Consider the following 21,861-nt stretch of genomic DNA (forward strand, 5'->3'; position numbering starts at 1 on the left):
AGGAGGAGGGCGGTAACGGTGATGACGACGCGGACCATGTCGAGGAGCGTCCGCGCTGGTGTCGAGGCCACGGCGGGCGGCTCCACCGACGAACCGGTCGGGGTGCTCGTGCGGCGGTGGCGGGAGATGCGCCGGCTCAGCCAGTTGGAGCTGGCGCTGCGGGCCGACATCTCCGCCCGGCACCTCAGCTTCATCGAGACCGGGCGGTCACGGCCGAGCGCCGAGATGGTGCTGCGGCTGGCCGAGCACCTCGACGTCCCGCTGCGGCGGCGCAACGAGCTGCTGCTCGGCGCCGGCCACGCGCCCGCCTACCGCGAGACGCCGCTCGGCGCGCCGCCGCTCGCCCCGGTGCTGGCGGCGGCCCGGCAGCTGCTGCGCGGTCACGAGCCCTACCCGGCGCTGCTCGTCGACCGGTGCTGGGACCTGGTCGAGTCGAACGCCAGCCTGAGCGTCTTCACCAGCAAGGCCCACCCGCGGCTGCTGGAGCCGCCGGTGAACGTGCTGCGCCTGAGCCTGCATCCGGACGGGCTGGCACCGCACATCGTGAACCTGGGGGAGTGGCGGGCGCACATCCTCGGCCGGCTGCGCCGGCAGGTGCGCGCCAGCGCCGACCCGGAGCTTCTCGCGCTACTCGACGAGCTCACGACGTACCCCTGCGACCAGGCGGAACCGCTGGTGGATCTACCCGGACCCGGTGACGTCATCGTCCCGTTGCGGTTCCGGCACGAGGGAACGACGCTGACCTTCCTCAGCACGACGTCGGTCTTCGGCACCCCTGTCGACGTCACCGTCGCCGAGCTCGCCCTGGAGTCCTTCTTCCCCGCCGACCCCTCGACCGCGACCGCGCTGCGCGCGTTGCATGACGGCGGTGGGTAGCGATACCGCGAGCCGCTGAACAGCGCTTTCGTCGGGCCGGACTGCTGGCGGCGTCATGTCGAAATTCCGTGGACGCCGCCCGGCGACGCCGCACACGATGGCGCCATGTTGCGCCCCAGCCGCTACCGTGACCGCATCATCGCCGACCGGGCCGCCGCCTACTCCGTGCTCGATGAGGCGCTGGTCTGCCACGTCGGCGTCGTCATCGACGGCCGGCCGCACGTGTTGCCGACCCTGCACGCCCGGGTCGGGGACACCCTCTACGTGCACGGCTCGACGGCCGCGCGGATCCTCGCGGCGGCGCGCCCGGAGCCGTTGGCGGTGTGCGTCACCGTCTCACTCCTCGACGGCCTCGTCCTCGCCCGGTCCGCGTTCCACCACTCGCTGAACTACCGGTCGGTCGTCGTCCACGGCGACGCTCTGCTGGTCGCCGGCGCCGACGAGAAGACCCGGATGCTCGCCGCGCTGGTGGACCGGGTCGGGACCGACCGTTCCGCGCAGTGCCGGCCGCCGTCGCCCAAGGAGCTCGCCGCGACGGCGGTGCTCGCCGTCGACCTCGCCGCCGAGGGCACGGATGTCGCGCTCAAGGCCCGCGCCGGCGGCCCGATCGACGACGAGGCCGACCACGCGCTCGGCCACTGGGCTGGCGTCGTTCCGATCCGGCTCGTCGCCGGGGTGCCCGAGCCGGATGGGGACCGCGGCATCCTGCCCACCCCTGTCGGTCTGGCCCCGACGCTGCGCTGAGGGATCTTTACGGGCACCGATGAGTTCGCAACGGCCGGTGGGTCTATCTGAATGTCCGTTGACCTCATCAGCAAGATGGAGCTCGCGATGCCTCCGCTCGACACCACTGTTGCTGGCGCCCCCGTCTGGGTCGACCTGATGACGACCGACCCGGCAGCCGCCCGGACGTTCTACGGCGAGCTGTTCGGCTGGACGGCGCAGGAGCCGAACGAGCAGTTCGGCGGCTACTTCAACTTCCTGCGGGACGGCCAGCCCATCGCCGGCGGCATGCAGTCCCAGCCGGACCAGGGCGTGCCCGACGTCTGGTCGGTCTACCTGCGTACCGACGACGCCGAGAAGACCGTCGCCGCCGTGGCCGAGAAGGGCGGCCAGGTGATCGCTCCGGCGATGGCCGTCGGCGATCTCGGCGTGATGGCGGTCGTCGGCGACCCGACCGGCGCCATGATCGGCATCTGGCAGCCCGGGCTGCACACCGGCCTCGGGGTGACCGCCGAGCCGGGCGCGCCCGCCCACTTCGAGCTGTTCACCCGCGACCACCAGGCGGCCGTCGCCTTCTACCGCGACGTCTTCGGCTGGAACACCAAGACGGTGGGCGACACCGACGAGTTCCGCTACACGATCCTGGTGAACGCCGCCGGCGAGCCGCTGGCCGGAATCATGGACGCCGCCGCCTTCCTGCCGACCGGGGTGCCGGCGCACTGGTCGGTGTACTTCGCGACCGAGGACGTCGACGCGACCCTCGCGACGGCGGCCGAGCTCGGCGGCAAGACCGTCAACCCGCCCATGGACACCCCGTACGGCCGCCTCGCCACGGCCGTCGACGTGACCGGCGCGGTCTTCAAGCTGGTCGGCCCGAACAAGGACCCGAACGCCGCGCCGACGGGCTGACCGGTGGCCCTCCGGTTCTGGTCCGGCCCCGGCAGGGTCACCCGGCCCGGACCAGAACCCTTCGGCGCCAGCCGGCGCCTCGGGATCAGCCCACGCCTCGGGATCAGCCCGTGCTTTGGGAGCAACCCGCGCCGAGCGATCGGCCGGCGATCAGTCGGCGCGGCCCTCGGGAGCGCCAGCGGTGGCCTCGAAGACGAGCACCGGTGAGTAGGCCACGACGGGACGCGGCCGGTCCTGGTCGGGGAGCTGACGTAGCTGTTTGATCGTCGGTTCGACCTCGGCGGCCCAGATGTCGTCCGGCAGGTCCCACAGCCGGGACCAGAGCCGGCTCTCGGTCTCCGCGGCGACCTGCTCGGGCGTCGCGGCGTCCTCTTCCTGCCCGATGGGGAATCTCTCGACCAGGCGCAGCCCGTGCCGCTCGGCCGTCTCGATGACCGACTCGGGCCGGGATCGGGCGGCCTGCAACCGGTAGGTGTCCAGCCGGGCGCTCATCGCATCCATGAGGCGGTCGACGTCGGAGACCGTGTCATGGTCGCCCCTGCCCACGACCGCGAGGCATCCGCCGGGCCGCAGCACTCTGGCCACGTCGCCCAGGACGGCGGAGGTGTCGGCGACCAGGTGCAGTACGTGAACGGAGAGGCAGGCGTCGACGCTGGCGTCCGGGAGCGGGATCGCGCTCGCATCGGCGCGCACGACCCGTCCCGGAACCCGCCGCGCCGCGTAGGCGAGCATCTGCGCCGACAGGTCGATGCCGATGACCTCCCAACCGAGGGAGGTGAAGGCGGCGGCGACCAGCCCGGTCCCGACGCCGATCTCCAGCAGCCTGCCGGCCGGCAGGTGCGGTCCGACCTGGGTGGCGACCGAGCGGCCGCGCGCCTCACCACCGCGGGTGTCGTCGTAACGGTCAGCGATCCGGTCAAAATTGACGGACTCCGGCACGGCCTCACCCTATGACGGCGAGCCCCGTTGATCTTCCGATTCGCTGGCGCTTCCCGGGCTTCCGGCTCAGCCCGTCGCGGCCTCGGACGACGCCGCGACGGGGTCGGACGGGTCCCACTCGAGCGGCTCCGCCGGGGTGGCGGGCGGGCCACCGTCGGGGGTGAGGACGTACCAGCCGACGTCGTGCCAACGGTCGAACTTGTAGCCGGTGTTCGGGTGAACACCGGCTAGTTGGAAGCCGACCGCGGTGTGCAGGCCGACGCTGGCCGGGTTGGGATGGGTGACCCCGGCGAACAACGTCACGTAGCCGAGCGCGCGCACCTCGGGGATGAGGTGGTCGTACAGCCGGCGGCCCAGCCCGCGGCCCCGCTGCCCCTTCGTCAGGTAGACGGAGACGTCGGCCGACCAGCGGTAGGCCGCGCGGGCCGCGTGCCGGCTGGCGTAGGCGTACCCGGCGGGCTCGCCGTCGACCTCGGCGATCAGCCATGGCATCCGCGGCCGCGCGTTCATCCGCTCCAGCATCTCGTCCACGCTGGGAACGGCTTCCTCGAACGAGATCGCCGTCTCCAGAATCCAGGGCGCGTAGATCTCCCGAATGATGGCGGCGTCGCCCCGACCCGCCGCCGGCCTGATCACGATCTGGGATTCCGCGGTCGGTGGCGCGTCGGCCCGCTGTGCGAGTTCCATGCCACCATTTTCTCGATGGCCAACCGTGTCGGGAGCCCATGGGGGGYAACGTCATGTTGACGTAACGTGGCCAAGGTCTGACGCCAAGCGTCGGGCGCCAAGTGGCTGGCGCCTGACGTCGGGCGCCTGACGTCAGGCGTCGAGCGCCGGGCGGCTAGCGGCTGGCGGCTAGCGCAAGGAGATGATCGTCTCGAGGTAGGTGGACGGGAGCGCGACGCTGCCGCCGTCCTGGTGGCGGTCCCAGCGGCGCGCCAGGTCGGCCAGGTCGGCGGCGAGGTCGTCGCGGCCGTCCTCGTCCAGCGCCTCGAAGGCCTTGAACGTCGGCCCGTACCAGCGTCGGAAGAAGCCGACGAACTCCTCCGGCGAGGCGAACCGGAACACGCAGGTCTGCTGCGTCGACCGGATCTCGACCGCCGCGCCGCCGAACAGCTCGGCCAGGTGGTCCTCGGTCCCCCACAGCATCGGTGACTGGACGCCCTTCGGCCCGGGGACGTGCTTCGTGATCGTCCGGAACATCTCGCCGATGAACCCGGACGGCGTCCAGGACACCAGGCCGATCACGCCGCCGGGCCGGGTCGCGCGGATCAGCTCGGCGGCGGCCCGGTGGTGGTCGGGCGCGAACATCGAGCCGAAGACCGACAGCACCGCGTCGAACGAGCCGTCGGGGACGGGCAGGTCCTCGGCGTCGCCGACGCGGAACTCGACGTCGAGTCCTTCGGCCGCGGCGCGCTTACGGGCGGTGTCCAGCAGGCTGGGAACGTAGTCGACGCCGACGGYCGAAGTGCCCGACCGGGCGGCGGCGAGCGCCGCGTTCCCGGACCCGCAGGCCACGTCCAGCACCCGCCAGCCGGCGCGTAGATCGGCCGCCTCCGCCAGCAGCTCGCTCTGCAGCACGATGCGCGCGCCCACGACGGCGAAGTCGCCGCTGGACCACGTCTTCTGCTGCTTCGCCTTGACCGCGGCCAGGTCCGGCCCGGTCGCCGTCGCGGTGGGGGTAGGGGTCGTGGGGGTGAGCGTCATTGCTCTTCTCCTTCGAGGTTGCCCGGGTCGGTCGTGCCCAGGGCGGGGACGTCGCGGGCGCCGCCGCGACCCTCGGTGGGCCGGTCGCCGCCTGCTCGTTGTGCCTGGAAGAAGGTTCGGTCGGGGGCCGGGCCGGGGACCAGTCGCGTTCCTGTACTGGCGGGTGTCCGCTGGTTGTCAGCTTCGGTACAGGATCTGGACTACCCAGTGGGCGGGTGGCCATGTTCTCATGATCGAATGGCAATCCATTCGGACTACTGTCCGATCTCGCTGTGTGTCGAGGTCCTCGGCGACCGCTGGACGCCGCTGATCATCCGCGAGCTCATGATCGGAGCGAGCGGCTTCAACGAGATTCACCGTGGTGTACCCAAGATGAGCCGGACGTTGCTCGCGCAACGGCTCCGGCAGCTGGAGCGCCAGGGCCTCGTCGTCCGGGAGTCGGCTGAGCGGGGACGCCCCGGCCGCTACGACCTGACGGCGGCGGGTTGGTCGATCACGCCCATCATCTGGGCGATGGGTCAGTGGGCTGCCGAATGGATCTTCAATGACCCGGATGACGACGACTGTGACGGCCTGTCGCTGATCTGGCGGATGCACCAGCACGCGGTCATCGACCGGCTGCCTCGACGACGGACGTTCGCGCACGTCATCCTCACCGGCCCTGGTGCCGCCGAGGGCTGGCTGGAGATGGAGCGTCCCGTGATCACCGTCTGCAGGGACGACCCGGGACAGGACGCCGAGCTCTCGATCAGCGCCAGCACCCGTGAGATGCACCGATGGCTTCTCGGCAGGGTCTCGTTCCGTTCGCTGCTGGACGCCGGCCACGTCGAGGTGCGCGGTCCGGCGGCGCTGGCCCGGGACTTCCCGACCTGGTTCGACAACGGGTTCTTCGCCGCGGGCCTGCGGCGCGCGGAACTGCGCGGCGCCGGTATGCCCGTCCCGACCTACACCGACGTCTTCGCGGCCCACGCCGCGGCCCTCGCCGCCATCCCGGGCGCCCGCGACGAGGCGATGGCCGGGTAGCTCGCTTCCGGTGGATCTTCGTTGCCCGGTCGTCAACGCCCAATCGCATACTCAGCTGGTGATCTTCGGCCTGTCTGGGGGGCGGATCACATCTTGATCGCAGACCGGGTATGGATAAATCGGGCAAAAAAGGGTGTGGAGTGCCGCCTCCCATACCCATTCGGCGATCATGTGTCGAGCCTCGCCCGTCGAGGAGGGGTGATCGCTCACTGCGTATCGGAACAGGCGTCCGGCGGATCGGCGGGAGCCGTTCCCGACAAGATCTACGGGAAGGCCCCCAGCCCGGCCGTGGATGGATGCGTCGACAGGATCACCACTGAGGAGCGAGACCTCCTCGACTAGGCCATTCCCACTGCATCGTCCCCTTCTCGKATGCCCCGTTCCCGGCCAACGAAGCGCTTACGAGCCGCTACCTGGGAGCGTCGCGTCCGGGGCCCTCCGCCCGTCTTCGACGTCGTCTGATAAACGATGTCTGGGGCGGATGGGGATGATCTGGATGGGAGACGAGTGGCGCAGCAGTGGCTGTCTCTGGTCGCGATCGTGGCCTCCGTGCCCGTGGTGGTGCTGGTCAGCAATGTGATCCACGAGCTTGGGCACGCCCTGGCGGCGCTCTCCGTCGGTTACCGGGTCCGCGGCTTCGTCGTCGGCGGGACCAGCGCCGACTTCACCAGGTCCGGCAGGTTCCTGCAGTTCGGCCGCAAGTTCGGCAAGGCCGCGGCGCTCATTTCTCCCCGGCACGGCTGGATATCGGGGTGGCGCGGGGTCGTCGCCTACAGCGGCGGCATCGCGATGAACTTCGTGGCCCTCGCGCTGGCGCTGCCCGACGGGCTGGGATTCGCCCGCTGCGGTCTCTCCTCGCAGTCGTGCGCGGCCGAGATCGGGAACGGGCCGCTGCCGGCGACCGGAGTCTTCGCCGAGCAGGATCTGGTCGCCTACGTCGGCGCCATCCTCGTCCTGTTCTGCGGCGTCAACATCTTCCAGGCGGCGGCGAACCTGTGGCCGCGGGTGCTCGCCTCGGGTGCGGTCACCGACGGGAAACACGTGCTGAGCCTGGTCCAGGCGCGGCACCTGGTGGAATGGATCCAGGTCGCTGAGTCGACCGTCATCGTCGAGCGGCCGCGGGCGTACGTGTGGGAGTTCCTCGACAACCCCGAGAACCTGCCCCGCTATGACCCCGCCGTCGCGCGGGCCTACCGGAAGCCGGGCACACCGGCCGGCGTCGGGCGGATCACCGTCACCGAGCGCCACCCGACTGTTCCCGGCACCGAGGGTCTCGCCCAGGAGACGGAGATCATCGCGTTCGAGCCGCCGCGCCGGACGATCGTGCGCAGCGCCGGCAACCACTCCCTGCGGGCCGAGACGCTGCTGCGGGCCTTCGGCCCCGGCGCCACCCGGCTCACCCGCACCGTCTGGCTCGGCGCCAAGCCGACGCTCATGCCGGAGCAGCGCCGGCGCATGCTGGACGCGCTCAGCGGAACCGGCGACGAGCTGAACCGGGAGAACGAGGCGATCAGAAGTGTGCTCGAACCCGAGCGCCGTGACGACCGCCTGGGTGAGCAGACGCGAATGACGCAGATGATCCGTGTCAGGCGTAACACGCGCGCCCTCGCCCGCAGACAACGCTGAGGCGCCGGCTCCGAGACGTCGGCCCGGAAACGCGGGTCGCGTTTCCGGGCCAGACGGCTTCTTCTCGGTTTCTTCAGGGCCCAAGCTCTTGGCGGCCCCGGTTTCTTCGTGGTCTCAGTTCTCCGGGCCGGTCTCGTCCGCGTCGGCGGATTCGGCGAGCCAGGCGTCGACGCGGCGCTGAGCCTCCGCGGGGTCGACGTCCTCGACCCGGGTCATGACGGCCCAGCGGTGGCCCCACGGGTCCAGGAACGCGGCGAAGCGGTCGCCGGTGACGAAGGTCGACGGCTCGCCGTACCCCTTCGCGCCGAGCTGAACGGCCCGGGCATAGGCGGCGTCGACGTCCGGCAGGTAGGCGACGGTGGAACGGCTCACGTCGTCGCCGCCAGACGCCGCGACCAGGTTGTGGTCGGGGGCCGGGTCGGACAGCTGCATCCGGCCGTTGGCGACCTGGAGCTCGCAGTGGGCGACCCTGCCGTCGGGGGTGTCATTGCGGCCGACGACCCGGGCGCCGAGCACCGCCTCATAGAACGCGATCGCCTGCTCGGCACCGTCGACGACGAAGAACGGCGTCAGGGTGCTGTATCCGGCGGGTACCGGGCTCACGGCCGGCGCCGGTCCGGTGGCGGTCGGGGCAGTGGTAGTGGCAGTGGTGTCGCCGAGCTGGCTGGTGTCTGTGGTCATGTCAGTGATCGTGCCTACGCTGGCGGGGTGCGGCCTTGGACGAACGCGACACCACCAGTGGCCTCGGAACCACCAGTGGCCTCGGAAGAACCGGGAGCGCCCCCACCCGGGGTGCCGTCGTCACGGCCGGGCGCCGCCGCGCCGCCCCGGTCACTGCCACCCGAGCTGCCGCGGCCGGCGACGGCGTCGCTCGCCGGCGTGCTGCGTCCCGACGAGGGGCTGCGGCACTTCACCCTGGGCCGTCCGGCGGCGCATCCGGATCTCGGGCTCTGGATCGAGCGGTACTGGACGATCCGCTGGGACCTGCCGCCCGGCACGTCGTATCTCTCATCGGTGCTGAGTCATCCGGCGGTGCACCTGTCGGTGGAGTCCGGCGCCGGCCCGCGGCACGGGTACGCGATGCCGGGGACCCTCGTGCACGGCGTGGTGACCAGGCGCTTCGACATTCTTCTCCACGGCGAGGGCCGGGTCTTTGGGGTGAAGTTCCGCCCGGGCGGCTTCGCCGCGTTCACGGGTGCCGACGTCGCCGCCTACACCGACCGCGCCGTCCCGCTCGCGGACGCCCTCACCGGCTGGATCGGAGCCGACGGCGGCCAGGCCTCCGACGATGCCGACATCGACGATGCCGACGGCGCTGACCGCGGCGACGCCGACGGCGCCGACGGCGGCGGGGTCGACAGGCGCGGGGTCGACGGCGGCGAGGCCGGCGGCGGGCCCGGGCCTCTGGGTGGGAATGCCAGCGATGTCGCCCGGCGGCCCGCGTCGCTGGCGAAGGACGCCCATGACCTGCAGGCTGCGATCCTCGCGGTGGCGCAGGACGAGGAACGAGTCGCCCTGATGGACGAGTTCCTCCTGGCCAGGCGGCCCGCCCCCGACCCGCGATACGAGCAGGTGCTCGCGATCGTCGCCGACATGCTGGCCGACCGCGCGCTCACAGCCGTCCAGGCCGTCGCCGAGCGGCACGACATCGAGCCCCGCACGCTGCAGCGTCTCTTTCGCCGCTATGTTGGCGTCGGCCCGAAGTGGGTGCTGCGCCGCTTCCGCCTGCACGACGCCCAGGCCGCGCTCGACGCCGCGGCGGCGGCCGGAGACCCGGCCGGGATCAACCTCGCGGAGCTGGCCGCCAGCCTCGGCTGGTTCGACCAGGCCCACTTCAACCGCGACTTCCGAGAGATCGTCGGTGTCCCACCCGGCGCCTACGCCGCGTCCGCCGTCACCACGGGCCGCTGAACCGCCCTGATGCATTCGATCGCAGCACGGCAGAGTTACGGTCGCGACGTTCCATGGCTCGTGCCCGGACCGGGAGACCTGCGGCCAACCGTCCACTCGGGACCTGTACGGCTGACAGGAACTTAATAGCTGAAGATTGCCTGAAAGGCCTCGGCGCCGGCTCTGGTTCCCGGGGCGCTCCCAGGAATCTCCCAGGGAATTCCCAGGTTGGGTGGACACGCTTGGCGCCATGAACTCCACGCGGGCCCCAGACGACGGGACTACGGCGACCGAATTGGGTCCCCCTGACTCGACCGGCGCGAGGCCGACGATGTCCGGTCAGCGGCCCGAGTCCGTGCTGACGCTGGAGACATCGCCCGGCCGGGAGTACCGGTTCGGCACCGGCGGCACCGGCGGCGCCGCGGGCCGTCACCGGACGGCGGCCGAGGCCGTAGGCCAGGGTCGTGACCGGGCAGTCGTCCGGTCGTCGCGCCGGGGTACGCGGTGGTCGGCGGGGTGGCGGGGGCGGCTCGCGGTGCGGGCTGGGTTGGTGGCCTGGGGCGTCCTGGTCGTGGCGCTGTGGTGGTTGGACACCTCGGGGAGCAGTGTGCACGGGGGCGCGGCCGTGATGACGGCGTTCGGCCGGGTCTGTGGGCTGCTCGCGGCCTACCTGATGTTGGTCGAGCTGCTGTTGATGGCGCGGGTTCCGGCATTGGAACGGGCTGTCGGCCTGGACCGGCTGGCGGCCTGGCATCGAGGGCTCGGTACCAACGTCGTGTTGCTGATGGTTCTGCATGTCCTGCTGACCGTCTGGGGCTACGCGCTTGCTGACCATAACCAGCCGGTGTCCGAGCTGTTCACGGTGATCACGACGTATCCAGAGATGTGGAAGGCGACGATCGGTGTATTGCTGTTCGTCGCGGTCGGGATGGCCAGCGCCCGTGCGCTGCGCCCGCGGATCTCCTACGAGGCCTGGTACCTCCTGCACCTGACGAGCTACGCAGCCGTACTTCTGGTCTTCGGGCACCAGACGGCGACCGGTGCCGAGTTCGTTGGCCATCCGGTCAACCAGCGCATCTGGCAGGCGATGTACGTGGCCGTTGCCGCCTGCCTCGTCCTATGGCGGCTGGTCCTGCCGCTCGCCGCGATTGTCCGGCATCGGCTGCGGGTGGAGCACGTCGTCGAAGAAGCACCCGGGGTCGTGTCGGTGTGGCTCCGCGGCCGGCAGTTGGATCGGCTCGGTGCGCGATCCGGGCAGTTTTTGCTGTGGCGGTTCCTCGCGCCTGGGCACTGGATCAGCGCTCATCCCTACTCGCTATCCGCCCCGCCCCAATCGAACCGGCTACGTATCACGATCAAGGCAGCCGGCGACCACTCGAGCACGATCGCCCGCCTCCGACCCGGCACGTTCGTCGTCGCCGAGGGCCCGTTCGGGCGGTTCACCGCTCAGCAGGCCACCCGCGGCAAGTCGTTGCTCGTCGCGGGCGGCAGTGGGATCGGGCCGATCCGGGCGCTCGCGGAGGATCTCGCCAGCCGCGGCGACGACGTCATCGTCGTCCATCGGGTGCGCAGAACGCAGGATCTCGCGCTGGGGCGGGAGCTGCGGCGTATCTCGAGCAACCGGCGGCTGCTGGTGCACGGCGTCGTCGGGTCGCGGCGTGAGCTTGGGTATGACCCGATGTCGGCTGACCTGCTTGCCGAGTCGGTGCCGGACGTGATCGAGCGCGACGTCTTCATCTGCGGGCCCGCCGGGCTTACCCACGGGCTCGTCCGATCCCTGCGCGCCCTCGGCCTCGGCGACGACCAGATCCACACCGAGGACTTCTCGCTGCGTTGACCGCTCCGCTGACGCGCGGGACGGAGACCGAAGACCGAAGAATGGAGGTGGCGGTGCCCTCACCGGCCCCTGGGCCGGAAGCAGGCGCCGCGACATGAGATGAACCTCAACGCCGGGAAGGCCTATCGGGCGCGGCTTGGCTTTGCGGGGTTGCTGGGAACCGTCGTTCTCGTCGTCGGCGGCAAGGCCATGGCCACCCAGGGAGACCAACCCGCCGCGCTTGCCCTGCCGAGCACGTCCGAGACCGGCCAGCCCTCCACCGGGTCCGCGAGCAGCGGCGAAGACGAGACGTCGTCCGGCGACGAGGCCTCAGGGAACGACGACGGCGCGGTGACCGCCGCCCCGACCCCATCCGCCGCCACCGGCTCGACCGGTACCAGCGGCGCTGGATCCACCGGTGGTTCCGGCTCGACCGCCTCGGGCGCGTCAGGCTCGGCCGCCTCCAGCGGTACCTCGGGCACGAGGACCGTCACTGGCGACGCGGTGGACACGAGGTATGGGGCAGTACAAGTACAACTCGTCATCAGCGGTAACAAGATCACCGATGTCGTCACTCTCCAGGTGCCGGACCGGGAGCGACGTGATATCGAGATCAACAGTCAGGCCGTGCCGATCCTGCGGCAGGAGGTCCTCACGGTTCAGAGCGCCAAGATCGATGCCGTTTCCGGCGCCTCATACACCAGTAGTGGGTATGCATGGTCCGTGCAGTCCGCGATCGACAAGGCAGGGCTGGGGTGATGGCGGACGAACAGCCGGCCCATGTGCATGTGGAGCCGGTGATGGGGACGGTCGTGAGCATCACCGTCCGGCCGCCGTCGCGAACGGCCGGTCTGAACGCCCCACCAGTGGACGGGGCAGGTCCCGCGGCGCTGGGTTCGGACGCGGCGCTGGGTCTGGACGCGGCGATCGGGGTGGCGGTGGCGGCGCTGCGGCAGACGGATGAGGATTTCAGCACCTTCAAGGCGGGGTCGTGGGTCTCCCTACTGCGGCGCGGCGAGATCGGTCTGGAGGACTGCCCTGGGCATGTTCGGGAGGTCTACCGGCTTGYCGAGGCCTGCCGGGACCGCAGCGGTGGCTGGTTCGATCCAGCGTGGCGTGGCGATGGCACCTTGGATCCGACTGGTCTGGTGAAGGGCTGGGCGGCGGACGTCGCTTCGGCGGCGCTGTCTCTGGCTGGAGTTGCCGATCATTGTGTGAACGCGGCCGGGGATCTGCGGCTGCGCGGTGCGCCGGCGCCGGGGCGGTCGTGGCGGGTGGGGATCTCGGACCCGTTTCACCGGGATCGGGTCGTCGCCGTCGTCGAGGGCACGGATCTGGCTGTGGCCACGTCTGGCATCGCCGAACAGGGTGGCCATGTCGTCGATCCGTGGACGAGAGCGCCCGCGTCGGGTCTTGCCTCCGTCACGGTTGTTGGGCCGGATCTGGCGTTGGCCGATGCCTACGCGACCGCAGGTCTTGCCGCAGGCCGGAACGCGCCGGAACTTTTGAACGACCTCGCCCGGGACGGCTGGGAGTGGCTCACGGTCGACTCGACCGGTGGGGTGGCCTACTCGGCTGGTTTCCGCGGCCAGGCTGGCCGGCCCGGCCAACCGGTCGTGGCGTGCTTCGGCTACGTGGGGCAGGTCGCCGCCGCCACACTTCCATCGGTCCTCGGGCCGGACCTGCCAAGGGTGAGACTGAGTTCGTGATGGCACAGGTAAGTCCATCGGCGGGCGACTCGGCCCGTGCCTCGACAGGTGGCGCGGGCGGCCCGCGGGTCAGGGTCCTCGTCGTCGACGACGAGGAGGCGATCACCGATCTTGTCGCCATGGCGTTGCGGTACGAGGGCTTCGAGATAGCCGCCGTGCACTCGGGCCAGGCCGCGCTGACCCGGGTCGCGCTGGACCCGCCGGATCTGCTCGTGCTCGACGTCATGCTGCCGGACATCGACGGCTTCGCCGTCTGTGAGCGGTTGCGCCACGCCGGGCATGGCATTCCCACGCTGTTCCTCACCGCCCGCGACACCACCGAGGACAAGGTGCACGGGCTGACCCTCGGCGGCGATGACTACGTCACCAAGYCGTTCGCGGTCTCCGAACTGGTGGCCCGGGTCCGCGCGGTCCTGCGGCGCGCCGGTACCGCCGCGCCCGGCGATGACGGGCCCGCGCCGCTGCGCTTCGCCGACCTGGAACTCGACCCACGGACCAGGGAGGTCCGCCGCGCCGGGCGTCTCGTCGAGCTGACCGCCACGGAGTACCGCCTTTTGCACTACCTGCTCACCAATGCCCGCGCCGTCCTGACCCGGGCCCAGATCCTCGACCACGTCTGGGGCCACGACTTCAGTGGGGAAGCCAGCATCCTGGAGACCTACATCAGCTACCTGCGGCGAAAGATCGACGATGTTCAGCCGCCGCTGATTCACACGGTGCGCGGGGTCGGCTACGTGCTGCGCCTACCACGCTGATCCAGGCGGGAGCTGGTATGTCGTTGCGCGCCAGGTTGTTGCTCGCCTTGGTGGGACTGCTCGCGGTCGGCCTGACGCTCGGCGCGGTCGGAACCCACGTCGCCCTGCAGTCCTACCTGATGAGGCGCCTGGACCAGCAGGTGCGTGACGCCCACCCGGTGATGGAGCAGACACTGCTGCGCGCCACTGGCCACGGCGACAACGACGGCGATAACAGCGGTCAAGGTGGCTGGGGTAGCGCCGACGGTGACGATCGGGACCCGCGATTTGGCAGCGCGTTCCTGGTCGGAACCTACGGAGCGCTGTACGACAGCGGCGGCCATCGGCTGCTGGAGTCCAGCCCCGGCCCGAGCGGCGACCGGACGCCGACGGAGCGACCGGTCATCGAGGGCTGGCTGCTCGCCGCCGCCGAGGTTCGCCCAAACCTGGYGACCGCCCCGCTGTGGACCGTGCCGGCCGAGGGACACGACGACCGGTTCCGGATGCTCGCGGAGCGTTTCGACAACGGGGACGTGCTCGTCGTTGCCGTCCCCTACGCGGAGATGGACGCGACCCTCGAGCGCGTGGCCAAGATCGAGATTGTCGCGAGTTCGGTGGTGATGGCCGCGCTGGTAACGCTGGCCTACCTCCTCATCCGGATCGGGCTGCGCCCGCTTACCCGGATCGAGCAGACGGCCGACGAGATCGCCGGGGGTGACCTGGCGAAGCGGGTCGGGGACACAAGTCGGCGTACGGAGGTCGGACGGCTTGGTCTGGCGTTCAACGCCATGCTCACCCAGATAGAGGCGGCCTTCCGCGCCCGAGAGGCCTCCGAACAGCGGTTGCGTCGCTTCGTCGCGGACGCCAGCCACGAACTGCGAACCCCGCTCACCTCGATTCGCGGCTACGCCGAGATGTTCCACCGGGGCGCCGCCGAACGGCCCGAGGACCTGACCATGGTCATGCGCCGTATCGAAGAGGAGTCGACCAGGATGGCCGGCCTGGTGGATGATCTGTTGCTGCTTGCCCGGCTGGACCAGGGGCCGGCGACCGAGCACGAGCCGGTCGATGTCGCTGCCATGGTCCGCGACATCGTGACCGATGCCCGCGTCGTCGCCCCGAACAGGATCATCGAGACTGAGACCCCGCCGTTCCTGGAGATCACCGGCGATGAGAGCCGGCTACGGCAGGCGATCGGGAATCTCGTCCGCAATGCGCTTGTCCATACCCCGCCGGACACTCCGATCGCCGTGACCGTCACCAGCGCCGCGCCGACCGCCGTCACCGCCGCCGCTACGAACCTGCCCAAAGCCGTCAAAGCGGCCGAGATCGGCCCGGACCTGAAGCCAGAGCTGATTGCCAGGCCTGGCCCCTCGATGAGCGCGAATTCTTCGGGCAAGCGAGCCGCGGGGCCAGGGACGTATCTGGCTTCGGACGCGGCCGACGTAGTGATTTCGGTTATCGATCATGGTGCGGGCGTCCCCGAAGACAGCGTCGCCCACATCTTCGAACGCTTCTACCGCGCCGACCCGGGCCGCTCCCGCGACGTCGGCGGCACCGGGCTGGGCCTGTCCATCGTCGCGGCCGTCGCCGCCGCCCATGGTGGTCAGGTCGACTACCAGCCCACCCTCGGTGGCGGTGCGACCTTCCGTCTCACCCTGCCCTGCCGCTGACCTCGGTCATCGGCCGATGGCCCGACGACGGTTACCGCAGGTAGCCATCGTCACCACGAACGCATTGCCTCTCCACCCGTTCGGGTACTCCGCACCGTGACCTGGTGGCTGCGTCCAGTCTCCGCTCGGTGGCGCATGGTGCCGACCGAAGGCCGATCTGCCGGAACGGGGCGTGTGTCCAGGCATCGGTTCCAGAATCACGAGTCATTCGCAGGACTTTCCTAGGGAATTCTCCCGCCGACCAGGCACGCTCTACCCTTATGGACTCCACTCGGGTCCCGGAAGACGGGACCTCGGCGACCGAGCCCGGTCCCGTCGACGAGGGCGGGGTACCGGCGACCATGCCCGGTTACCGCCTCGACCTCGCGTCGGCGGGGGACGGGATGCCGGCGGCCGGGCCCGGGTCTCTCGGCTCGATCGAGGTGCCGGCGACCATGCCCGGCTACCGCCTCGACCTCGCGCCAGTCGAAGACGGGACTCCGGTGACCGAGCCAGGTCCCGTCGGCGGGACCGAGATGCCGGTGACCATGCCCGGCTACCGCCTTGAGCCCGCCGCGGCCGTAGCCGCCGCGGAGCCCGTGGCGGCTACGGCTACGGCTACAGCTATGGCCGCGCCAGCGGCGGCCACGGCGCCCGCCCGTCCGACCACCGGGCAGGCGGTCGGCCGGGCAAGCGGCCGGCCGTCGGGTTCGACGAATTCGACCAGTTCGACGGCATCGCGGTCCGCGCAGCGGCGGGGGCAGCTCGCGGTGCGGGCGGGGCTGGTGGCCTGGGGCGTTCTGGTCGTGGGGCTCTGGTGGTTCGCCACCCCGGGGTCCAGCCTTCACGGCGGCGCGGCGGTGATGACCGCGTTCGGCCGGGTCAGCGGGCTGCTCGCGGCCTACCTGATGCTGGTCGAACTGCTGCTCATGGCCCGGATTCCGGTGCTCGAGCGGGCCGTCGGGCTGGAACGGCTGGCGGCCTGGCACCGGGGGCTGGGCACCAACATCGTGCTGCTGATGGTCTCGCACGTGCTGCTGACGGTCTGGGGCTACGGCCTCGCCGATCATCGACAGCCGGTGTCCGAGCTGTTCACCGTGATCACGACCTATCCGGAGATGTGGAAGGCGACGATCGGCGTCCTGCTGTTCGTCACCGTCGGGGTGACCAGCGCCCGTACGCTGCGCCCGCGGATCTCCTATGAGGTCTGGTACTTCCTGCACCTGGCCGCCTACGCGGCCGTGCTTCTGGTTTATGGGCACCAGGTGTCCACCGGTGCCGAGTTCGTCGGCCATCCGGTCAACCAGCGGCTCTGGCGGGCGATGTACGTGACGGTGTTCGCCTGCCTGGTCATCGGCCGGCTGGTCCTGCCGCTTGTCGCGAATGTCCGGCATCGACTGCGCGTGGAGCGGGTGGTCGAGGAGGCGCCGGGGATCGTCTCCGTGTGGATTCGCGGCCGGAACGTGGACCGGCTCGGGGCGCGGTCCGGCCAGTTCCTGCGGTGGCGGTTCCTCGCCCCGGGGCACTGGCTCAGCGCGCACCCCTACTCGTTGTCCGCGCCGCCTCGGCCGGACCGGCTGCGCATCACCGTCAAGGCCGCGGGCGACCAGTCCAGGGCGATGGCCAGCCTCCGTCCTGGCACGGTCGTCGTCGTYGATGGCCCGTTCGGGCTGTTCACCGCCGAGCGAGCGACCCGCGGCAAGTCGCTGCTCGTCGCCGGCGGCGGCGGGATCGGGCCGATCCGGGCGCTCGCGGAGGAGCTCGCCAACCGCGGCAAGGACGTCGTCGTCATCCACCGGGTGCGCAAGGCAGACGATCTCGCGTTGTGGAGCGAGCTGCGGCGCATCGCGAGCAGACATCGGATGAGGGTCCAGGGCATCGTCGGGTCGCGGCGTGAGCTTGGCCATGACCCGTTGGCGGCCGACGCGCTCGCCGCGGCGGTGCCGGACCTGATCGAGCGCGACGTCTTCATCTGCGGACCCACCGGCATGATCCATACGCTTGTCCGCTCGCTGCAGACTCTCGGCCTCGCCGCCGATCAGATCCACACCGAGGTCTTCTCGCTGCGCGACGCCTACGTCGGCGCGCCGCGGGACGCCGACCGCCCCGACGGCGCCGATGACGCTGGTAGTGCCGATGGCGCCGACAGTGCCAAGAGCGTCGACAGCGCCGACGGACGGCCGGATCCTTCGGATCCTGACAACTCAACCGGTTTCCCCCGCCGCACGCGGCGCGCCGCCCCCGACGAGCGGGACCGGGACGAAGACGTGACCCGAAGGGAGGTGGCGGTGCCGTCGGCCGGCCTCCAGCAGCCGGAAGCGGGCGCCGCGACCTGACATGAACCTCAACGCCGGGAAGGCATATCGGGCCCGGCTGGGCTTCGCCGGACTACTGGGAACCGTCGTCCTCGTCGTGGGCGGCAAGGCCCTGGCCACCCAGGGCGACCAGCCCGCCGCGCTCGTCACGCCGTCCGGCATGCCCGGGGTGGCCGAGACCGGCCGCCCCGCCACCGGACCCGCCACCGGCGGCGCGGACGGGTCGCCGTCCGGCGACGACGAGGGTTCCAGCGCCGGTGACGCCACGGCCTCCGCGAGCCCGACCCCATCGCCCGGCCCCACCGCCAGCTTGGGCCCATCGGTCGCGCCCACCCCGCGGACCGTCGTCGGCGACGCGATCGACACGAAGTACGGACCGGTGCAGGTCCAGATCGTGGTCACCGGCAACAAGATCACGGACGTGGTCGYCCTGGTGCTCCCGAACCGGTTGTGGCGCGACATCCAGATCAACAACGAGGCCGTGCCGATCCTGCGGCAGCGGGTCCTCGACATCCAGAGCGCCAAGATCGACCAGATCTCCGGCGCGTCCTACACCAGCAGCGGGTATGCGTGGTCCGTCCAGTCGGCGATCGACAGGGCGGGCCTCTGACGATGACGGACGGGCGGCCGCTGCGCGTGCACGCGGAGCCGGTGATGGGGACGGTGGTCAGCATTGCCGTCCGGCCGCCGTCGACCGAGGTCACCGTCGAGGTCACGGCCGCGATCGAGGCCGCGGTCGCTGCGCTGCACCGGGCGGACGAGGACTTCAGCACCTTCAAGGCGCAGTCCTGGGTGTCCCGGCTGCGACGCGGCGAGATCGGCCTGGAGGACTGCCCTGCGCACGTTCAGGAGGTCTACCGACTGGCCGAGTCCTGCCGGGACCGCAGCGGCGGCTGGTTCGACCCGGCCTGGCGTGGTGACGGCACGGTCGACCCGACCGGCCTGGTCAAGGGCTGGGCGGCCGACGTCGCCTCCGCGGCGCTGACCGCCGCCGGCCTCGTCGATCACTGCGTGAACGCGGCCGGCGACATGCGCCTGCGCGGCGCGCCGGCCGAGGGGCGGTCCTGGCGGGTCGGGATCGCGGACCCATTCCACCGGGACCGGGTGGTCGCCGTCGTCGAGGGCACGGACCTGGCCGTCGCCACCTCCGGCACCGCCGAGCAGGGCGACCATGTCCGCGACCCGCGGACCGGGACGCCCGCGACCGGTCTCGCCTCCGTGACCGTCGTCGGGCCAGACCTGGCCTTGGCCGACGCCTTCGCCACCGCGGGCCTTGCCGCGGGCGCATGTGCGCCGGACCTCCTGAAGGACCTCGCCAGCGACGGCTGGGAGTGGCTCACCGTGGACTCCGCCGGCCGGCTGGACAGTTCGACCGGGTTTTACGGCGGCCGGTTCGCGTCTTCCGAGGGCTAGAATTCGAGGGCTAGAATTCGAAAGTCGTCCGTCGTCATCGGGATGCCCATCAAGATACGAGGCCCATCAAGATACGAGCAATGTCGCGGGGCGCATTTTACTGGCCGGGGAGTTGAATTGTCAAACGAAGAAGTAGGGCGTGAGCAGGAGTATGTCTCCATGCTCTACGGGCGTCTTGACAACTTCCGGGAACAGGCGTCCGCCCAGCTCGCCGAGGCCCTGCGGGAGCGGCCGGGTGGCAGGCCGCAGGCCCACACCGAACGTCAGGCCACGGCGGCGATGCACACCCGCCAGCTCGCCCGGTTCGACGCCGCCGAGGACGGACTCTGCTTCGGCCGGCTCGACTTCCACGACGGTGAGACCCGCTATGTCGGTCGTCTGGGTATTTTCGACGAGTCCGACGACTACACCCCACTGCTGATCGACTGGCGGGCCCCCGCAGCCCGTCCCTTCTATCTCGCCACCGCCGCCTCTCCGGAAGGGGTCCGTCGGCGCCGGCATATCCGCACGTCGCGCCGCCGGGTGTTCCAGATCGACGACGAGGTGCTCGATCTCGACGCGGCCGCCCCCGACGGCCAGTCCGGGCACGAGACGCTCACCGGCGAGGCGCGGCTGCTCGCCGCGCTGACCGCCGGTCGCACGGGCCGGATGGGCGACATCGTCGAGACGATCCAGGCCGAGCAGGACCGGATCATCCGGGCCGGGCATTCGGGGGTGCTCGTCGTGCAGGGCGGCCCCGGCACGGGCAAGACGGCCGTCGCGCTGCACCGCGCCGCGTACCTGCTCTACACCTACCGTGAGCAGCTGTCGAAGCGTGGCGTACTGGTCATCGGCCCGAACCCGACCTTCCTGCGTTACATATCGCACGTCCTGCCCGCGCTCGGTGAGACCAGCGTGGTGCTGTCCACCGTCGGTGACCTGTTCCCGGGCGTCCGCGCCGGGCGGAGCGAGCCGCGCGCGGTCGCTCAGCTCAAGGGCGACGCCCGGATGGCCGCGCTGATCGAAGCCGCGGTGCGCGACCGGCAGAGCGTGCCCGACGAGGCGCTGGAGATCCCGTTCGAGGACGAGGTCCTGCTGCTCGACCCGGCCACCTGTGAGGCGGCCCGCGACCGGGCTCGGGCCACCCGGCGTCCGCACAACCAGGCCCGCCCGGTGTTCGTCCGCGCTGTCATCGACGCGCTCGCCCAGCAGTACGCCGACCGGCTCGGCGCCGACCCCTACGCCGAGGACCCGCTCGGCGAGGACGACGCGCCGGGCCCCGACACCAACCTGCTCGGTGACGAGATCCTGGACGACATCCGCCGGGAGCTGGGCCAGGACGGCGGGGCGCTCACCGCGCTCGACGACCTGTGGCCGGTCCTCACTCCCCAGTGGCTGCTGACCGACCTGTTCGCCGACGAGGACCTGCTGGCCTCGGCCGGCGAGGAGGCCGGTCTCGCCGACGACGAGCGGCTGCTGCTCTACCGCGCCGATCCGCACGGTGGCCGCGCGGCCGACGGGGTGTGGACCGCGGCGGACGCGCCGTTGCTCGACGAGGCCGCCGAACTGCTGGGCGAGGACGAGACCGAGGCGCTGGTCGCCGCGGAACGCCGCCGCCGCGAGCGGATCGCCTACGCGCAGGGCGTCGTGGACATCCTCACCCGGGACCTGGACGACGACCCGGACGTCCTCATGGTCTCCGACCTGCTGGACGCCGAGCGGCTCGCGGAGCGGCACGAGGACGACGACGACCGTTCGACGGCCGAGCGCGCAGCCGCCGACCGGACCTGGGCCTACGGGCACGTGATCGTGGACGAGGCCCAGGAGCTCTCCCACATGGCCTGGCGCATGGTCATGCGCCGCTGCCCGAGCCGTTCCATGACGCTGGTCGGCGACGTCGCCCAGACCGGCGACCTCGCCGGTGCCTCGTCGTGGCGTCCCGTCCTCGGGCCGCATCTGGGCGACCGCTGGCGGCTGGAACGGCTGACGGTCAACTACCGCACCCCGGCCGAGATCATGTCGGTCGCCGCCAGCGTGCTCGCCTCGATCGACCCGGAGCTGGAACCGCCACGCTCCGTCCGGGAGACCGGCACCTCGCCATGGAGCCTCGCCGTCGAGCCGGACATGCTCGCCGGTGAGCTGGCCGCGGTCACCGCCCGCGAGGCCGCCGACCTGCGCGCGTCCCTTGGCGATGGTCCTGACGGTGGCCGCCTGGCGGTCCTCGTCCCGGCGGATCTGCTCGACGACCTGAGCCGCGAACTCGCGGCGGTCCTTCCCGTCACCACCACCGTCGGCGAGGATCCCGACCTGGCCTCCCCGGTCGCGGTCCTCACCGTCCGCCAGTCCAAGGGCCTCGAGTTCGACACGGTCCTGGTCGTGGACCCGGATCGGATCATCACAGAGTCCCCCCGCGGACTGAACGACCTCTACGTCGCGCTGACCCGAGCGACCCGCTCCCTCGGCGTCCTCCATTCCAACCGGCTTCCAGAGATCCTCAACCACCTGAAGCCCCAGGAAACCGTCCCGGAGCCGGTCACCTATTAGGTACCT

At 71.1% G+C, this 21,861-nt stretch carries 19 protein-coding genes; 15 read left to right on the forward strand and 4 right to left on the reverse strand.

The genetic code is table 11. The annotated features are described in order from the left end of the window. Positions 1 to 36: 36 nt before the first annotated feature. The 3 genes from BCD49_RS00410 (at position 37) to BCD49_RS00420 (ending at position 2,508) form a co-directional block, all read left to right on the forward strand. On the forward strand, positions 37 to 876 hold the full coding sequence (locus BCD49_RS00410) for a helix-turn-helix domain-containing protein (RefSeq protein ID WP_051466592.1): 840 nt from the start codon (positions 37 to 39) through the stop codon (positions 874 to 876). 105 nt (positions 877 to 981) lie between these two features. After that, the gene (locus tag BCD49_RS00415) at positions 982 to 1,620 is read left to right on the forward strand and encodes a pyridoxamine 5'-phosphate oxidase family protein (RefSeq protein WP_007508699.1); all 639 of its coding nucleotides are present in this window, start codon (positions 982 to 984) and stop codon (positions 1,618 to 1,620) included. An 87-nt stretch (positions 1,621 to 1,707) separates the two neighbouring features. Beyond that, positions 1,708 to 2,508 carry a VOC family protein gene (locus BCD49_RS00420; protein WP_027140213.1) on the forward strand — a complete coding sequence of 267 codons (801 nt, stop codon included), beginning with the start codon at positions 1,708 to 1,710 and terminating at the stop codon, positions 2,506 to 2,508. Positions 2,509 to 2,658: 150 nt separating this feature from the next. Here the strand turns inward: BCD49_RS00420 and BCD49_RS00425 are convergent, their stop codons facing one another. The 3 genes from BCD49_RS00425 to BCD49_RS00435 form a co-directional block, all read right to left on the reverse strand. Next, positions 2,659 to 3,447 (reverse strand): class I SAM-dependent methyltransferase, encoded by a 789-nt coding sequence (locus BCD49_RS00425; protein ID WP_007508704.1) that lies wholly within the window; start codon positions 3,445 to 3,447, stop codon positions 2,659 to 2,661. A gap of 66 nt (positions 3,448 to 3,513) precedes the next feature. After that, a complete protein-coding gene (locus tag BCD49_RS00430) occupies positions 3,514 to 4,134 on the reverse strand; it encodes a GNAT family N-acetyltransferase (protein WP_007508705.1) in 621 nt (206 codons plus the stop codon). 168 nt (positions 4,135 to 4,302) lie between these two features. Next, positions 4,303 to 5,154 (reverse strand): class I SAM-dependent methyltransferase, encoded by an 852-nt coding sequence (locus BCD49_RS00435; RefSeq protein ID WP_071040976.1) that lies wholly within the window; start codon positions 5,152 to 5,154, stop codon positions 4,303 to 4,305. 237 nt (positions 5,155 to 5,391) lie between these two features. Here BCD49_RS00435 and BCD49_RS00440 point away from each other — a divergent pair, with 237 nt between their 5' ends. Both BCD49_RS00440 and BCD49_RS00445 read left to right on the forward strand, forming a co-directional pair. Continuing rightward, complete coding sequence (locus BCD49_RS00440) at positions 5,392 to 6,177, forward strand: winged helix-turn-helix transcriptional regulator (protein ID WP_007508707.1); 786 nt, start codon at positions 5,392 to 5,394, stop codon at positions 6,175 to 6,177. A 507-nt stretch (positions 6,178 to 6,684) separates the two neighbouring features. After that, the gene (locus BCD49_RS00445) at positions 6,685 to 7,803 is read left to right on the forward strand and encodes an SRPBCC family protein (RefSeq protein WP_007508711.1); all 1,119 of its coding nucleotides are present in this window, start codon (positions 6,685 to 6,687) and stop codon (positions 7,801 to 7,803) included. A gap of 114 nt (positions 7,804 to 7,917) precedes the next feature. On the opposite strand, the gene BCD49_RS00450 is transcribed toward BCD49_RS00445, so the two are convergent. Continuing rightward, positions 7,918 to 8,484 carry a VOC family protein gene (locus BCD49_RS00450; protein WP_007508713.1) on the reverse strand — a complete coding sequence of 189 codons (567 nt, stop codon included), beginning with the start codon at positions 8,482 to 8,484 and terminating at the stop codon, positions 7,918 to 7,920. A 75-nt stretch (positions 8,485 to 8,559) separates the two neighbouring features. Here BCD49_RS00450 and BCD49_RS44645 point away from each other — a divergent pair, with 75 nt between their 5' ends. The 10 genes from BCD49_RS44645 to BCD49_RS00500 all read left to right on the forward strand — a co-directional run bounded on the left by BCD49_RS44645 (position 8,560) and on the right by BCD49_RS00500 (position 21,855). Further along, positions 8,560 to 9,714, forward strand: coding sequence for a helix-turn-helix domain-containing protein (locus BCD49_RS44645; protein WP_007508714.1), 1,155 nt, complete (start codon positions 8,560 to 8,562; stop codon positions 9,712 to 9,714). 310 nt (positions 9,715 to 10,024) lie between these two features. Further along, the gene (locus BCD49_RS00460) at positions 10,025 to 11,530 is read left to right on the forward strand and encodes a ferredoxin reductase family protein (RefSeq protein WP_007508716.1); all 1,506 of its coding nucleotides are present in this window, start codon (positions 10,025 to 10,027) and stop codon (positions 11,528 to 11,530) included. 99 nt (positions 11,531 to 11,629) lie between these two features. Next, positions 11,630 to 12,268 carry an FMN-binding protein gene (locus BCD49_RS00465; protein WP_007508718.1) on the forward strand — a complete coding sequence of 213 codons (639 nt, stop codon included), beginning with the start codon at positions 11,630 to 11,632 and terminating at the stop codon, positions 12,266 to 12,268. Further along, positions 12,268 to 13,218, forward strand: coding sequence for an FAD:protein FMN transferase (locus tag BCD49_RS00470; RefSeq protein ID WP_071040977.1), 951 nt, complete (start codon positions 12,268 to 12,270; stop codon positions 13,216 to 13,218). The genes BCD49_RS00465 and BCD49_RS00470 overlap by 1 nt, the downstream gene beginning before the upstream one ends. Beyond that, positions 13,218 to 13,973, forward strand: coding sequence for a response regulator transcription factor (locus BCD49_RS00475; protein ID WP_083401161.1), 756 nt, complete (start codon positions 13,218 to 13,220; stop codon positions 13,971 to 13,973). The genes BCD49_RS00470 and BCD49_RS00475 overlap by 1 nt, the downstream gene beginning before the upstream one ends. A gap of 17 nt (positions 13,974 to 13,990) precedes the next feature. Next, a complete protein-coding gene (locus tag BCD49_RS00480; RefSeq protein WP_071040979.1) occupies positions 13,991 to 15,625 on the forward strand; it encodes a sensor histidine kinase in 1,635 nt (544 codons plus the stop codon). 260 nt (positions 15,626 to 15,885) lie between these two features. Then, entirely contained in the window at positions 15,886 to 17,940 is a 2,055-nt protein-coding gene (locus tag BCD49_RS00485; protein ID WP_007508725.1) for a ferredoxin reductase family protein, read from the forward strand. 1 nt (position 17,941) lies between these two features. Further along, the gene (locus tag BCD49_RS00490; protein WP_071040980.1) at positions 17,942 to 18,529 is read left to right on the forward strand and encodes an FMN-binding protein; all 588 of its coding nucleotides are present in this window, start codon (positions 17,942 to 17,944) and stop codon (positions 18,527 to 18,529) included. Between the two features lie 2 nt (positions 18,530 to 18,531). Beyond that, positions 18,532 to 19,332, forward strand: coding sequence for an FAD:protein FMN transferase (locus tag BCD49_RS00495; RefSeq protein WP_007508728.1), 801 nt, complete (start codon positions 18,532 to 18,534; stop codon positions 19,330 to 19,332). 159 nt (positions 19,333 to 19,491) lie between these two features. Then, complete coding sequence (locus tag BCD49_RS00500) at positions 19,492 to 21,855, forward strand: HelD family protein (protein ID WP_007508731.1); 2,364 nt, start codon at positions 19,492 to 19,494, stop codon at positions 21,853 to 21,855. Positions 21,856 to 21,861: the final 6 nt, after the last annotated feature.

The organism is Pseudofrankia sp. EUN1h, assembly GCF_001854645.1.
Taxonomy (GTDB): Bacteria; Actinomycetota; Actinomycetes; order Frankiales; family Frankiaceae; genus Pseudofrankia; species Pseudofrankia saprophytica.

Bases quoted from the DNA above. Each gene is read 5' to 3' on its own strand.
- BCD49_RS00410 (WP_051466592.1), top strand. From the start codon at position 37: ATGTCGAGGAGCGTCCGCGCTGGTGTCGAGGCCACGGCGGGCGGCTCC.
- BCD49_RS00415 (WP_007508699.1), top strand. From the start codon at position 982: ATGTTGCGCCCCAGCCGCTACCGTGACCGCATCATCGCCGACCGGGCC.
- BCD49_RS00420 (WP_027140213.1), top strand. From the start codon at position 1,708: ATGCCTCCGCTCGACACCACTGTTGCTGGCGCCCCCGTCTGGGTCGAC.
- BCD49_RS00430 (WP_007508705.1), bottom strand. From the start codon at position 4,134: ATGGAACTCGCACAGCGGGCCGACGCGCCACCGACCGCGGAATCCCAG.
- BCD49_RS00440 (WP_007508707.1), top strand. From the start codon at position 5,392: ATGGCAATCCATTCGGACTACTGTCCGATCTCGCTGTGTGTCGAGGTC.
- BCD49_RS00450 (WP_007508713.1), bottom strand. From the start codon at position 8,484: ATGACCACAGACACCAGCCAGCTCGGCGACACCACTGCCACTACCACT.
- BCD49_RS00460 (WP_007508716.1), top strand. From the start codon at position 10,025: ATGTCCGGTCAGCGGCCCGAGTCCGTGCTGACGCTGGAGACATCGCCC.
- BCD49_RS00465 (WP_007508718.1), top strand. From the start codon at position 11,630: ATGAACCTCAACGCCGGGAAGGCCTATCGGGCGCGGCTTGGCTTTGCG.
- BCD49_RS00495 (WP_007508728.1), top strand. From the start codon at position 18,532: ATGACGGACGGGCGGCCGCTGCGCGTGCACGCGGAGCCGGTGATGGGG.
- BCD49_RS00500 (WP_007508731.1), top strand. From the start codon at position 19,492: ATGCTCTACGGGCGTCTTGACAACTTCCGGGAACAGGCGTCCGCCCAG.